At 73.0% G+C, this 14,258-nt stretch carries 7 protein-coding genes and 1 pseudogene; 7 read left to right on the top strand and 1 reads right to left on the bottom strand.

Features of this window, described 5'->3' with window-relative positions; all coding sequences use genetic code 11:
- Window positions 1-17: 17 nt before the first annotated feature.
- Both NBZ85_RS05735 and NBZ85_RS05740 read left to right on the top strand, forming a co-directional pair.
- Entirely contained in the window at window positions 18-1,091 is a 1,074-nt protein-coding gene (locus NBZ85_RS05735) for an inositol-3-phosphate synthase (protein ID WP_261555183.1), read from the top strand.
- Window positions 1,092-1,273: 182 nt separating this feature from the next.
- Window positions 1,274-2,695: an MFS transporter gene (locus tag NBZ85_RS05740; RefSeq protein ID WP_261555184.1), complete on the top strand. Its 1,422-nt coding sequence runs from the start codon at window positions 1,274-1,276 to the stop codon at window positions 2,693-2,695.
- A gap of 19 nt (window positions 2,696-2,714) precedes the next feature.
- Here NBZ85_RS05740 and NBZ85_RS05745 read toward each other — a convergent pair whose 3' ends face one another.
- The gene (locus NBZ85_RS05745) at window positions 2,715-4,184 is read right to left on the bottom strand and encodes a CCA tRNA nucleotidyltransferase (protein ID WP_261555185.1); all 1,470 of its coding nucleotides are present in this window, start codon (window positions 4,182-4,184) and stop codon (window positions 2,715-2,717) included.
- Between the two features lie 174 nt (window positions 4,185-4,358).
- Between NBZ85_RS05745 and NBZ85_RS05750 the strand changes: the two genes are divergently transcribed.
- From NBZ85_RS05750 to NBZ85_RS05770, 5 genes and pseudogenes are all read left to right on the top strand, one after another.
- Entirely contained in the window at window positions 4,359-4,829 is a 471-nt protein-coding gene (locus NBZ85_RS05750) for an NUDIX hydrolase (protein ID WP_261555186.1), read from the top strand.
- Window positions 4,826-7,513 (top strand): DUF6049 family protein, encoded by a 2,688-nt coding sequence (locus NBZ85_RS05755; protein WP_261561587.1) that lies wholly within the window; start codon window positions 4,826-4,828, stop codon window positions 7,511-7,513. Before NBZ85_RS05750 ends, NBZ85_RS05755 begins: the two co-directional genes overlap by 4 nt.
- On the top strand, window positions 7,510-10,785 hold the full coding sequence (gene murJ, locus NBZ85_RS32550; RefSeq protein ID WP_261561588.1) for a murein biosynthesis integral membrane protein MurJ: 3,276 nt from the start codon (window positions 7,510-7,512) through the stop codon (window positions 10,783-10,785). Before NBZ85_RS05755 ends, murJ begins: the two co-directional genes overlap by 4 nt.
- Before the next feature lie 608 nt (window positions 10,786-11,393).
- Window positions 11,394-13,421, top strand: a complete 2,028-nt coding sequence (locus NBZ85_RS05765; RefSeq protein WP_261561589.1) for a protein kinase family protein — start codon at window positions 11,394-11,396, stop codon at window positions 13,419-13,421.
- 438 nt (window positions 13,422-13,859) lie between these two features.
- Window positions 13,860-14,258, top strand: a pseudogene (locus NBZ85_RS05770) (hypothetical protein); the annotation flags it as partial.

Below are 14,258 nucleotides of genomic sequence, written 5' to 3' on the forward strand. Positions count from 1 at the left end.
CTAAGGAGCAGACCGTCATGGGTTCGGTACGTGTCGCCATTGTCGGCGTGGGTAATTGCGCCGCCTCGCTGGTCCAGGGGGTCGAGTACTACCGCGGCGCCGACCCATCGGCGCAGGTCCCCGGGCTGATGCACGTAACGCTTGGCGATTACCACGTCTCCGACCTGACGTTCGTCGCCGCGTTCGACGTGGATGCCAAGAAGGTCGGTCGCGATCTCTCCGAGGCCATCGTCGCCAGCGAGAACAACACCATCAAGATCGCTGACGTGCCGCCGCTCGGCCTCACCGTCTCCCGGGGTCACACCCTCGACGGCCTCGGCCGCTACTACCGGGAGACCATCGAGGAGTCGGACGAGGAGCCGGTCGACGTCGTGGCCGCCCTGCGGGAGTCCCGGGCCGACGTGCTCGTCTGCTACCTGCCGGTGGGCTCCGAGGACGCCGCGAAGTTCTACGCCCAGTGCGCGATCGACGCCGGGGTCGCCTTCATCAACTGCCTGCCGGTGTTCATCGCCGGCGTCCCCGAGTGGGCCGAGAAGTTCCGGGCCGCGGGCGTGCCGATCGTCGGCGACGACATCAAGTCGCAGGTCGGCGCCACCATCACCCACCGGGTGATGGCGAAGCTCTTCGAGGACCGCGGCGTGGTCCTCGACCGCACGATGCAGCTCAACGTCGGCGGCAACATGGACTTCAAGAACATGCTCGAGCGCGACCGGCTGGAGTCGAAGAAGATCTCCAAGACCCAGGCCGTGACCTCCCAGCTCTCCCACGACCTCGGCAAGGACAACGTGCACATCGGGCCGTCGGACTATGTGGCCTGGCTCGACGACCGCAAGTGGGCCTACGTCCGGCTGGAGGGCCGCGCGTTCGGCGACGTACCGCTGAACCTGGAGTACAAGCTCGAGGTCTGGGACTCCCCCAACAGCGCCGGCGTGGTCATCGACGCGGTGCGCTGCGCCAAGATCGCTCTGGACCGGGGCATCGGCGGGCCGATCCTGTCCGCCTCGTCGTACTTCATGAAGTCCCCGCCGGAGCAGTACCGCGACAACGAGGCCCGCGACAAGGTCGAGGCGTTCATCCGCAACGAGGGCTGAACGAGGCCGCTGGCCCGGCCGGCGCGCCGGTGCCCGCTTCCCCGGATGGGGGATACGGGCATCGGGTTCGGTCGTCCGGAGGGGGCGACCGAACCCGATGGGGCCTCGGCCACGCGGCGGCGGGGGCCCGCACAGGCCCACCGGTGATCCGAGGGAGGCCGGGGGGCCCTACGCTGGCAGGCGTGGCATGGTCCGCTAACCTCCGCGAGCTGCTCAGCGGTCGCGGGTTCCGGATGCTGTACGCGGCCCGGCTCACCTCCCAGGCCGCCGACGGCGTCTTCCAGGCGAGCCTCGTCAGCTACGTACTGTTCTCCCCCGAGCGCGCGACGTCCGCGGGGGCGTTGGCCTCGTCGCTGGCGATCGTGGTGCTGCCGTTCAGCGTGATCGGCCCGTTCGCGGGCATCGTGCTCGACCGGGTGTCCCGCCAACGGGTGCTGGTGGTCAGCTCGCTCGTGCGGATGGTGCTCATGGCCATCCTGGTGGTGCTCATCGCCGCGGGGCGCACCGGCGTCGACTTCTACGCGGTGGCGCTCGCGTCGGTGAGCGTGAACCGTTTCGTTCTGGCAGCGCTGTCCGCCGGGCTGCCCGTCGTCGTCGACGTCGACCGCCTCGTCACCGCGAACGCCCTGTCGGTCACCTCCGGCACCGTCGCGACCCTGCTCGGCGCCGGCCTCGGCAGCGGCGTGCGGGGCCTCGTCGGCGGCGACGACCGTACGGTGGCCCTCGTCGCGGGCCTGGCGGCCCTTGCCTACCTGCTGGCGATGGTGACCGCGACACGCTCCGGCCGGGCCGACTTCGGCCCCGTGGTCTCCGTGCCCTGGCAGGGAGCCTGGCGGCAGGCCACCGGGGTCGTCGCCGACATGGTCGACGGTGCCCGTTACCTCGCCGGCCACGGCCCGGCCCGCCGGGCGCTCGCCGCGCTGACCACGTCCCGGGCCGCCTACGGGCTGGTCCTCGTGATGACGGTGCTGCTGTACCGCAACTACTTCACCGGCAGCGGGGGCGGCCTGAGGGGCCTCGCCGCGGTCGTGACCGCCAGCGGGGTCGGCACCATCACCGCCGCCGTCGTCACTCCACGCGTCACCCGGCGGATGCCGAAGTCGAGCTGGATCACGGTGGTCCTGCTCTTCGGGGGCGTCGTCGAGGTGGTGCTGGGGCTGCCCTTCAGCTCTCCCCTGTTCATCGTCGCCGGCGCGCTGCTGGGCTTCTCCGCCCAGGCCAGCAAGATCTGCGTGGACACCATCGTCCAGGAGCAGACCGACGACGCCTACCGCGGCCGCGCCTTCTCGCTCTACGACCTGCTGTTCAACGTCGCCTTCGTGGCGGCGGCGGCGATCGCCGCCCTGATCCTCCCCGACGACGGCCGCTCGGCCGCGGTGGTCATCGTCGCCGGCGTGGGCTACGCGCTGGCCGGGCTGGGGTACTACCGGGCCGCCCGCCGCCATCCCGAGGACCACGTGATCCGCGGCGTGGGCGACGGGCCACCGCAGCCGCAGCCGCAGGGGACCATTCCTCCGCCCGGCAGCCCGGCGAGTGATCCGGCCGGCCCGGCCGGCCGGATCAACCCGATCATCTCGGCGGGGCCGGCCGGGAACCGCGGCTGACCCACCGCGGCCGGCCGGGTCACTCGCCGGGGATCGGCACCTCGTGCTCGCGGGCCCACCGGAACAGCTCGGCCTCGGCCTCCTCGCGCCCGACGATGCCGCGCTCGAAGCGGAGCTCCAGCATGTGCGCGCGGGCCTGGCCCACCAGGCGGGACGGGGCGAGCCCGAGCAGCGCCATGATGTCGTCGCCGGACAGCTCCGGGCGGATCGACGCGATCTCCTCACGCGCGGCGAGGTCGGCGATCCGCTCCTCCAGCGAGTCGTAGGTACGCGACAGCGCCGCCGCCTTGCGCCGGTTGCGGGTGGTGCAGTCGGAGCGGACGAGCTTGTTGAGCCGGGTCAGCTGGGGCCCGGCGTCGTGCACGTAGCGGCGCACGGCGGCGTCCGTCCACTCCCCTTCGCCGTACCCGTGGAAGCGCAGGTGCAGGTAGACGAGCCGGCAGACGGCTTCCGTAACGTCCTTGGGGAAGTGCAGCGCGGCCAGCCGGCGCCGTGCCATGTCCCGGCCGACGACCTCGTGGTGGTGGAACGAGACCCGCCCGCCCGGGATGTGCCGCCGGGTGCGCGGCTTGCCGATGTCGTGCAGCAGCGCCGCCCAGCGCAGCACCTCGTCGGGCGCGCCCGGCTCCTCCAGTGCCATCGCCTGGCGCAGCACGGTCATGGTGTGCGCGTAGACGTCCTTGTGCTGGTGGTGCTCGTCGATCTCCATCCGCATCGCCGCCACCTCGGGCAGCACCATCTCGGCGACGCCGATCTCGACGAGCCGCTCGAGGCCCGCCACCGGGTCGGGGGCGCCGATGAGCTTGCGCAGCTCGTCCCGGATGCGCTCGGGGGAGACGATCGCGAGCCGCTCGGCCCGCGAACGCATCGCCTCGACCAGCTCGGGCACCGGGGTCAGCCCCAGGGCCGCCTCGAACCGGGCGGCACGCAGGATGCGCAGCGGATCGTCGTCGAAGGACGCCTCCGGCCTCGCCGGAGTACGCAGCACGCCACGGGCGAGATCAGCCATCCCGCCGAACAGGTCGACGAAGTCGTGGCCCGGGACGGACACCGCCATCGCGTTGACGGTGAAGTCCCGGCGGGACAGGTCCGCCTCCAGGCTGTCACCGTAGGTGACCGCGGGGTTGCGGGACTGCCGGTCGTATGCCTCGCTACGGTACGTGGTGATCTCGAAGCGCAGGCCGCGCCGGGCGAGCCCGACCGTGCCGAAGGCGATCCCCGCCTCCCAGGTGGCCTCCGCCCAGCCCCGGGTGATCTCCAGGACCCGCTCGGGCCGGGCGTCCGTGGCGAAGTCGAGGTCGGCCGGGGCGCCGGTGGCGCCGGTGGCGGGCCGGCCGAGCAGGGCGTCGCGGACCGAGCCACCGACGAGGTGGAGCAGGTGACCGTGCGCGGCGAAGACGCGACCGAGCTCGTCCGCGGCCGGCGGCACCCTGAGCAGCTCACTCACCACCCGTTCGGCCGAGTCGCGCGGGTTGTCCAGACTGATCACTGACACACCTTCAGGTTACGGGGTTCGGCGCGGTGAACCGGCACCCGGACGGGCCGGGGGCGATCACATCGCGGCCGCGGCGGTGCGGATCTCGCCGCCGGGATCGACAGGCACAACCGGGGCGTTCCAGGCACGCGGGCCGGCCGGAGGACCCGAGCCTCGTACGATCAATCCATGCCGCCGTCGACCTCCTCCGCCGGGCGCGCGCTCCTGCCCCGGGTGGAGGAGACCTCGGCGGGCGGCCTCATTCTCGACCAGTGCTCCACGGATGCCTCCGCCGCGCTCATCGCCCGCCGGGATCGCCATGGGAGGCTGTTGTGGCTGCTGCCCAAGGGGCACGTCGAGGCCGGTGAGACCGCCGAGCAGGCCGCCGTGCGTGAGGTCGGCGAGGAGACCGGGCTGACCGGTTCCGTCCTGGGCCGATTGGGCACCATCGACTTCTGGTTCGTCGCCGGGGGGGCACGCATCCACAAGACGGTGCACCACTTCCTGCTGCTACGCAGCGTCGGCTCGCTGTCGGACGCCGACATCGAGGTCGATGCCGTGGCCTGGGTCCCGCTGGCCGAGGTCGCCGCGCGCCTCGCCTACGCCGACGAGCGGCGCCTGCTCGACGAGGTGCCCGTCGTGCTGGCCGCGACCGCATGAGCGCACCGCACCGGCATGGGCGGCTGCGCGGGGTGTCCGGCGGCCGCCGCTGGCCGGTCCGGCTCGCCACCGTGGTGCTGCTGGCCCTCGTCATCCCGGTGGCCGGCGGCTCCGCGGCGGGCGCGACGATCCGCGGCGGTCTGGTGGAACGGATCGCCCGATCAGATTCATCCACAGGAACACCACGGTCTTCCACAGCTTCATCCACAGACGAACAGGGCAATCCACTATCTTCTTCACCGGTAACGGTGGCATCGTCCACCGGCTCGGGGAATCCGGTGACCGTCTCGCTGACCGAGATACAGGCGCCGGCGGCCGGCTCGTCCGTCGTGTCCGTGCAGGGGACGCTGGCCACCTCGGTGACCCAGCCCCTGACCGACCTGCGGATGAGCCTGGAGATCGGTTCCGTGCCCCTGAGGTCCCGCGCGCAGCTCGAGACGCTGGCGAACAACACCGCCGCCGCTCGCTCCCTGACCAACCGGCCGCTCACCCTCGCCAGTGGCGAGAGCACCCAGCAGCTGCCCGATCCGCCCGTCCGCGGTGCCAACCCGGTCCCCTTCATGCTCACCGGAGCTCTCAGCGCGTCGGCCCTGCCAAGGTCGGTCGGCGTCTACCCGCTGCGGGTCTGGGTCAGCGGTTCCGTCGGAGGGAAACCGGCGGAACCGATCGGCGCCGCGTACACCTTCCTGGTTCGTTCCTCCGGCCAGCAGCAGCGGACCCCGGTGGCCGTGGTCCTCCCCCTCGCCGACCGACCCCACCTGCGCTCGGACGGCCTGCTCACCGACAACACCCTCGCCACCGAGGTGGGACCGGCCGGCCGGCTGTCCCGGCTGCTCGACGCGGCCCAGCCGGACGCGGTCACGCTCGCCGTCGACCCGACGCTCGTGCAGGCATTGAAGATCATGGCACGGCCGGAGGGCTACAGCTGGGCCAGACCCGGCGGCGCGGTACGGCAGCCGACGGCGGACCCCGGCGCGGTCCGCTTCCTGTCCGACCTCGCGCGCTTCGCCGCCGCGGGCGGTCAGGTCATCGCGCTGCCCTACGGCGACGCCGACCTGACCGCGCTGGTCCACGCCCAGAAGCTGGACACAGTGAAGTACGCCGTCAACACTGGCCAGGTTGTGCTGACCGGACTCCTGCCTCGAGGCACCGCGCAGGTGGGCTCCGTCGCCTACCCCGCCGATGGACTGGCCGACACCACCACCGTGGACGTGCTGCGCCAACTGACGGTCCAGACCGTGCTGCTCGACGACCGGTTGCTCCCGGCGTCGCCCGCCGTCAACTACACCCCGTCGGCCGCCGTCGACCTGCCGACGTCGGCCGGCCCGATCCGGGCCCTGCGGGCCGACCACCGCCTCACCGAGATCGCCACCTCCTACCGCCAGGCCGCGGACGGCCCCGGCGCAGGGACGGTCCTGTCGCGTTTCCGGGCCGAGCTTGGAATGATCGCCGCGGAACTGCCCGATCAGCCACGGGCCCAGGTCCTCGCGCTGCCGCGGGACTGGAACCCGCCGCCCGGCTGGGCCGAGCAGGTGCTCGGCGCGGTCGACAGCGACTACTCCACCTCCGCCCCGCTCGGCGGGCTCACCAGCCAGTACCTGCCCACCGCCCCGCGCGGCACGCTCGTCTACCCCGCCGACGCCCAGGCGCGGGAGCTGCCCAGCAGCTACCTTGACGCGGTCACGAGCGTCCGCGACGAGGCGCTGGCGCTGGGACCGGTGCTCTGCCCTCGGCTGAAGGCCGCCGTCACCTGCCAGGACGTCAGCCCGATGTACAACGCACTTGTCACAGCAACCTCCGTCGCCTGGCGAGGAGCCAGCATGGTCGACGGTGTGTCGTTGAGCCAGCAGGTGGACGGGGCCGTGTCCGCGATCCGCAACGGCATCCAGGTGGTGGCCTCCCGCAGCGTCAACCTGACGAGCAAGCACGGGCTGGTGCCGATCACGCTCGAGAACAACACGGACTTCGAGGTCACCGTCGTGCTCGCCTTCTCGTCGACCAACCACTCCCGGCTGCGCTCGCCGGTCCGCCAGACCCGCATCCTCCCGCGAGGGCAGAAGGCCCAGATCGAGATAGAGGTGGACGCCGAGGGCGCGGGGACCTTCCCGCTGGAGATCCGCCGGCTCAACCTCAGCGGCCAGGCGCTCTCGACCGATCCTCCGACCCGGGTGCTCGTGCGGTCCACCGTCTACGGCGCCATCGCCACCGCCATCACCATCGGCGCCGTCAGCGTGCTGCTGCTGGCCGTCGTGGTGCGCCTCGCCCGCCGGCTGCGGCCGGGCGCACGGCGGACCGCCAAAGCCGCCAAAGCCGCCAGCGCCGCCGGCGGCGCCCCCGAGCCGAGTGCCGCCGGTGCAGCCACGGTCGGCGGTGCGGCGCTGCCAGGTCCCCCTGGGAGCTTGGCCGACGCCGACCCGCCGCCCGTCCGGCGGGCGCCCGCCGCAGTTGCCTCCGGGTGGTCGACGGGCGCCCCGACCGCCGACCTCTCGTACGCCGCGCGTCGAGGGAAGGGCGTCACGCCCGCCGCCCATGGCCCGGATCCCGGGCCCAGCCCGGATCTCGGCCAGCACCGGGGCCCGGACCCGCGGCAGGACCTCGGCCAGGGCACGGCGCAAGACGCCGACCCCGGGCGGGAGGCGGCCACCGACCAGGTCCCGATCCGCCGGCGACGGAGCGGCCCGTGACCCCCGTCGAAGGGGAGGGCTCCTCGGGCCCCCGGCACCGTCGAGGCGGCACCGGTCCCCGAGGCGGCCGCGGCGATCGTGGCCGCGATCCGCGGCGAGACGCCGCCGGCGACCCGGACCGCCTCGCCGACGAGTGGCCGGGCGATCCCAACCGGCCGGGGGCAGATCCCGATCGGCCCCACACCTCCGATCAGCCCCACGCGGACTGGTCGTACCCCGCCCAGGACCAGCCGCGGTACCGGGATTCCGGCCGGCCATACTCGGAACCCGACCATTCCTATCCGAATCCCGCCGAGCAGCATTTCGACGAGCGGTACCTGAGCCACGACCAGCGGTACTCCGCGCCGGACGATCGGTATCCCGGTCCCGGCGGTCGGCCCGGGAATCCGGACGACGAGTTCGGGGGTCGCGACGACGGTTACCGCCATCGGGGCGATCCATACGCGGATGTGGACGGGCAGTATGCGGAGCGAGCCCGGCGGGCGGCCTACCCCGAGCGCCGGTTCGCCGACCACGACCCGGCCGGGCCGTACGGCACGCCCCAGACCAGCGACGACCGATGGGCCGACCCACGCGACGGCGCCGCACCGCGCCCGATCCCGCCACCCGGCGCGCCGCGGGGCCCGGCTCCGGAGGCGACCCGGAAGCTGCCGGCGTCGTCGTCGCGGACCCCACCGCCGCCGCCCAACGTGCCGCCGCCGTCCGAGGGCGGTCTCGGCTCCGCAGCCCGTGGCCGGGCTCAGCCCGCGCCGCCGGTCGACGGGGCACGCACCACCAGGCTGCCCATGCCGCCCGGCCCGCCGCGGCCGGTGGACCCGACGCCCGGGCCACGGCCGCAGGACAGATCCGGCTGGCCCACCGGTCCGGGTGCCGCCGGTCCGGACTCCGGCGGGCACGGGACGCGGGACCAGCAGCCGGATACCGCCGACCGCCCCCGGCGCCTCGCCGGCGAGCGGCGGCGGCCCTCTCTCGGCGAGTCCCGGCCGACGGTGGCACTTCCACGCAGCAACGTCCGGCGCATCCCCCCGGAGTCGCGACAGGCTTCCCGCGGACGGGACACCACTCTGCCCCCCGACGCCCGCCGCGGTGACAGCCGCGGTAACCGCTTCGGCACTGGCCGCAACGGGGCCGCCAGCGGTTGGCGAGACGAGGCGGAAACCGGCCCACGAGCAGTCAGCGATGTCGGAGACGGCCGGGGCCCGGGGGACAACAGCGGCCTGCGGGACGGCAGCGGCTCCAGAGACGGCAGCGACCTCAGAGACGTTCGCGCCGTCAGGCCTCGGCAGCCGCCCCCCCGCCGCGAGACGGACGAGCGGAACGGCCGGCGCGCCTCGGCGACTCGTCGGGCCTCGCGCCCCGCCGACGCGGCGGCTACCACCGCGCTCGCGAAGCCGGCAGCCGCGAAGCCCACGACCGCAACGCCCACGACCACCCGTCGAGGAAAGTCGGGGGCGGCGAAGGCCGGGCCGAGCCTCGGGCAAGCCAGCGGGATCATGGCGATCGGCACGATCGTCTCTCGGGCGTCCGGCTTCCTGCGCACGGTCGCGATCGCCGCCGCGATCGGAACCGGCTCGGTCGGCGACGCCTACAACGTCGCCAACACCACCCCCAACATCCTCTACGACCTGCTCCTCGGGGGGATCCTGACCAGCGTTGTCGTGCCGGTCATGGTGCGCGCCGCGAAGGAGGACCCGGACGGCGGGGACGGCTTCGCCTCCTCCCTGCTGACCATCATGATCCTCGGGCTCGGCGCGGCGGTGGCGGTCGGCATGCTGATCGCCCCCTGGATCATCAACGCCTACCTGGATGCGGGGCCGGCGGAGCAGGCGCTGGGCACCGAGATGCTGCGCTGGTTCCTCCCGCAGATCATCTTCTACGGGGTGGGCGCGACGATCGGCGCGATCCTGAACGTCAGACAGTCCTTCGCCGCGCCCATGTTCGCGCCGATCCTGAACAATCTGCTGGTCATCGCCACCTGTGTGGCCTTCGTCTACGTCGTGTCGGGACCGCACCCACCCGGGGTGGAGGGGCCGAAGGCCATCACCGACACGCAGATCACCATGCTCGCCGGTGGGACGACGCTGGGCGTCGTGGTCATGACGCTCGCCCTGCTGCCATCGCTGCGCAAGGTCGGCTTCCGGTACCGCCCGCGGCTGGACCTGCGCCATCCGGAACTGCGCTCGGCGGCCCGGCTGGCCGGCTGGACGCTGCTGTTCGTCATCGTCAGCCAGGCCGGCTATCTGGTGATCGTCAACCTGTCGACGGCGACGACCGCGTACACGATCTACACCTACGGCTACCAGATCTTCCAGCTCCCTTACGCGATCATCGGCGTCTCGGTGATCACGGCGCTGCTGCCGAGGATGAGCGGGCACGCCGCCCAGGGCCGCCGGGACCTGGTCCGGGCCGACATCTCCACGGCGACCCGGGTCGCCGTGACGGCGATCGTGCCGGCCGCGTTGTTCCTGCTCGCCCTGGGACGGCCGATCGCCGTCACGGTTTTCCACCACGGTGCGGTCGACTACCACGACGCGGTGGTCATCGGCGACACGCTCAGCGCCTTCGCGCTGGCGCTGGTGCCGTTCTCGCTGTTCCAGGTGCAGTTGCGGGCGTTCTACGCCTACCAGGACAGCCGGACGCCGGCGCTGGTCAACATGGGCGTCGTCGCGGTGAACGTGCTGGGCGCGGTGGTGCTCACCGTGCTGGTGCCCGAGCAGCATCGCGCGCCGGCGCTGGCGCTCGCCTTCTCCTTCGCCTACCTGGTCGGGCTCGCGGCCACGACGATCCTGCTGCGCCGGCGACTGGGCGGCGTCGACGGCAACCGCATCGCCCGGGTGATCACTCAGGTCGCGGTCGCCTCGGGCCTCGGCGCCGTCATCGCGTCCCTGCTGGCCCGGGGAATCCGGTCGGTGATCGGGACGGGCTGGCTCAGTTCCGGGGTCGCGGTGGTCATCGCGGCCGTCGTGGGCGGCGCGCTGTTCGTCGCGGTCGCCAAACGGATGAACATTTACGAGGTCAACGCTCTGCTCGAGGTGGTCAACAGCCGCCTCGGTGGTCGCCTGCGCCGCGGGCGCGGCCCGGGTAAGCCCAACGGCCCGGCCTCATCGCCGGCACCGGCCGGGCAGACCCGGCAGACCGGGCGCACGACCCGCCGGGAACCGTCGTCGCGGACGGCCCGTGCCGCCACACCGCCGCGGCGGGAAGATCCGGACGACCGGTCGGGACCCGCGGCGGGGACGCGCCGGACAGGCCGACCGCCGCGGCGGCGCTGAATCGCCCCCGCCGAAATCCGCGCGAGGCGTGTTCTCGTGATATGCGGTGTACGCGGGGTCGGGAGAGCCTGTCGAGCCATCCGTCGCTACAACACGGTGTAGTTGAGAAACGCCGAAAGGATCACCCTGCTAATGCGTAGGGATACGACGGAGGTTCATCGCAGTTCGGCGGGCCGCACGACCGGCTTCGCTGCCCGGCCGAGCGGACCATCGTGACTGGTGGAAACGCCCTTCTCGGCCTTGCCGCAGGCGCAGCCGGGCGCGGCCGGGGGGCGGTCGAACCGGGAGCCCCGGAGGTTGGTCGGAGACGGCCAGCGGGCGTCGTCACAGCCGGTACACAAGGGCGGGTTGTCCCAAGACATTCGCGAGATCCTCCGCGCCTCCTCGTACACTGGACACGCTGTGCGCGGGCCCCGCCCAACGTCGCCGGTGAACCAGGCGCAGCCTCCGCTCGTCACGTTGTTCACCGTGGCGACAAGTTCCGGGCGACGAAGGATTCCGGGGTCTCCGCCCACGGTCACGGCACACTGGGCGGACCCCTGCCCGGGTGAGATAGGGAAGCCCGACGGCGGATCGTCCACGTCGGGCCCGTGGACGACGGAGGCGCTGTGGTCGACGGAAGCAACCGACCGCAGGCTGAGGACGTCGACAACGACGTGACACTGACCGCCTCCGCAGCCCGGAGCCCGTCGACCCCCGCCGGCACCGCGGTGCTCGCCGAAACCGTCCTCGATCGCCGTTACCGCCTACTTTCCGCGCTTACCAGCCGCGGGCCGGTCACCCTCTGGCGCGGCGACGACAAGGTGCTTGCCCGGCCGGTCGCGGTGCGCATCGTCGAACACGGCCCGGTGAACCCGGGCGACAACGGCGCCCCCGCCGCGGACCCGAACCAGGAACAGGCCGCCCGGCGCCTGCTCGCCGCGGCCATCAACTCCGGCCGGCTCGTGCATCCGGGTGCCGCCTCCACCTACGACGCCACGACGACGACCGCCGGATCGCGGCGTATCTCCTACGTCGTCTCCGAATGGGTCGACGGCAAGACCCTGCGCCAGCTCACGGCGCAGGGGGCGCTGCGCCCCGAGCAGGCCGGCGCCGTGGTCCTCGCCGCGGCCCGGGTCATCGCCGCGGCCCACGAGCGGGGCATCCATCACGGCGACCTGAACCCCGGCGACGTCATCGTCTCCAGCCACGGCACCGTGAAAATCATTGATCTGGAGATCGGCGGCGTGCTAGCCGAGTTGGAGCGCTCGGGGGTGCCCGGGGAGCTCGACAGCCCCGACGGGCCCGACGGGCCCGGGACGGGCGATGACGCCGAGGCCACGAGGGTGGCGGGCGCAGGTGCCGAGGACGGGGCTGCCGCCGACCTGCGGGCACTCGGCGGCCTGCTGTACGCGGGGCTCACCGGCCACTGGCCGCTCGGCGGGGACCGCGGGCTACCCACCGCCCCGACCTCGGGCGGGCGGCTGCGCAGCCCCCGGCAGGTCACTTCGTCCGTGCCCCGCGACCTGGACGCCATCACCATGGCGACCCTCGGCGACGAGCGGGCGGGCGCGCCCATCACCACCGCGGCCGAGCTCGTCGAGGAGCTGGAGTCGATCAATCCCGTCGACGCCGTGCTCGACACCGGCCTGATGAGCCTCGGTGAGGCCCCGCCCAACACCGAGGCGATGGACGTGGACGGTTTCGCCTCCTCCGACTACCGTGCCGCGTCCGACTACCCCGCGCAGGGCCACTACACGGACACCGCCGGCTATCCTGGCCCCGCTCCCGCCGGCCGCGACGACCGCTACGACACCCGCGTCGACCGAGCCAGCGGGCCGCGCGGCGGCGACACCGGATACGGCCGCGGCGGGTACGACACGCGCGGCGGGTACGACACCCGGAGCCGCGACGACCGGCGGGACGGCCAGGGCCGCGACGATCGGCGGGACGGCCAAGGCCGCGACGACCGGGGCTACCCCGCCGGTGCCGGCGGCTATCCGCCGGCGGACCGCTATCGAGACGCCCCGCACCGCGGGCGCGGCGGGTCCGGCCCGTCGCTCGGCCGAGTGCTGCCGTGGATCGCGCTCGTCGTGGTCGTCATCGTCGTCGCGATCGTGGCCGTGTTCGCGCTGCGCGATTCCGGGAACGACAGCAACGACGCCAGCCCCTCGCCGGCAGCCACCAACCAGGTCGACGCGTCCAAAAGCGTGCTGAAGCCGCAGAGCATCGACACCATAGATCCTCCACCCGGCGACGGCACCGAGCGGCCGAAGGAAGCAGGCAACGCGGTCGACGGCAACCCGTCGACCGTCTGGCGCACCGAGGGCTACGTCACCGCGAAGTTCGGCGGGATCAAGGATGGCGTCGGCCTGCGGCTGGACTTCGGCCACGCGATCAACCCAACCTCGGTCGCGGTCCAGGTTGCCGGTGCCGGCCCGGTCTCGTTCGAGCTTCGTAGCGCCGCCGCCCCCGCCGACACGATCGCCAGTTACCGGAGCGTCGTCCAGAAGGCCGACGCCAACGGCCTGGTGAACCTGGCCATGCCTTCCGACCTCGTCCCCGCGCAGTACTGGGTCCTGTGGCTGACCTCCCTGCCGCTCGACAGCGGTGGGCAGTACCGCGGCACGATCGGGGAGATCACCTTTCGGTCCTGACCGGGGAGCAGGTGCGAGTCGGGCGCGGGGACCCACGGAACCCAGCCGATCCGCGCCAGACCGATCCCTGGCACCTCAACACCGAACGTGACGTGTGTTTCGGAGTCGACGACGTGCCCGGCCGGTCGCCCCGGCGTTCCGCACGGCCGTGGTGCTGGCCGACGTCCAGGAATCGCCCCTCGCGGACGGCGCGCGGCCGGTCGATGTGCCTGTCTGCACGGCAGAAGGTGGCTGTTCGCGGGGGCAGGTGCACCTCGCGTTGTTCCTCGGTCACCTCCCGCCCGGGAACCACGGAGCGCCGCCCACCGTCTCAGAAGTAGGACACCACGATGTGTGGCCCCCGCGCGGCGGACCCGGATGCCCGCAGTCGGTCCGCCGGCCGCAGTCCCCACCACGCGGCCCCATGGCGCCCGGACCTGCCGGAGGAGGTGATCAGCAATGGCAACTGACCCGACGGACGACCGTCACCGACCCGAGGACGCGCGCTCCGCGTTGCCTCTCGGCCGACGGTCCCGTGGGCACGATCAGCATCCCGACGTGGAGCAGCTCGACGCCATCGCCGGTGGGGAGCCAGTCACCCGCTCGACCCGCGACCACATTGAGACCTGCACCGCGTGCCGTGAGTCGGTCGCCGCGCTTCGCAGGGTCCGCGCCGACCTGTCCCGGCTGGCCGCGATGACGATGCCGGGCGACGTGGCCGAGCGCATCCAGGCGGCGCTGGCCGCCAGCATGCCGCCGCGCCCCCGCCCGGTGCACGATCCCGCCGCCCGGCTCGGTTCCGGTGCGACCACCACCGACACTCCCGCACAAACCCCGGCCTCCGACGCGGACCACTCC

This window comes from Frankia tisae (assembly GCF_025403405.1).
GTDB lineage: Bacteria > Actinomycetota > Actinomycetes > Frankiales > Frankiaceae > Frankia > Frankia tisai.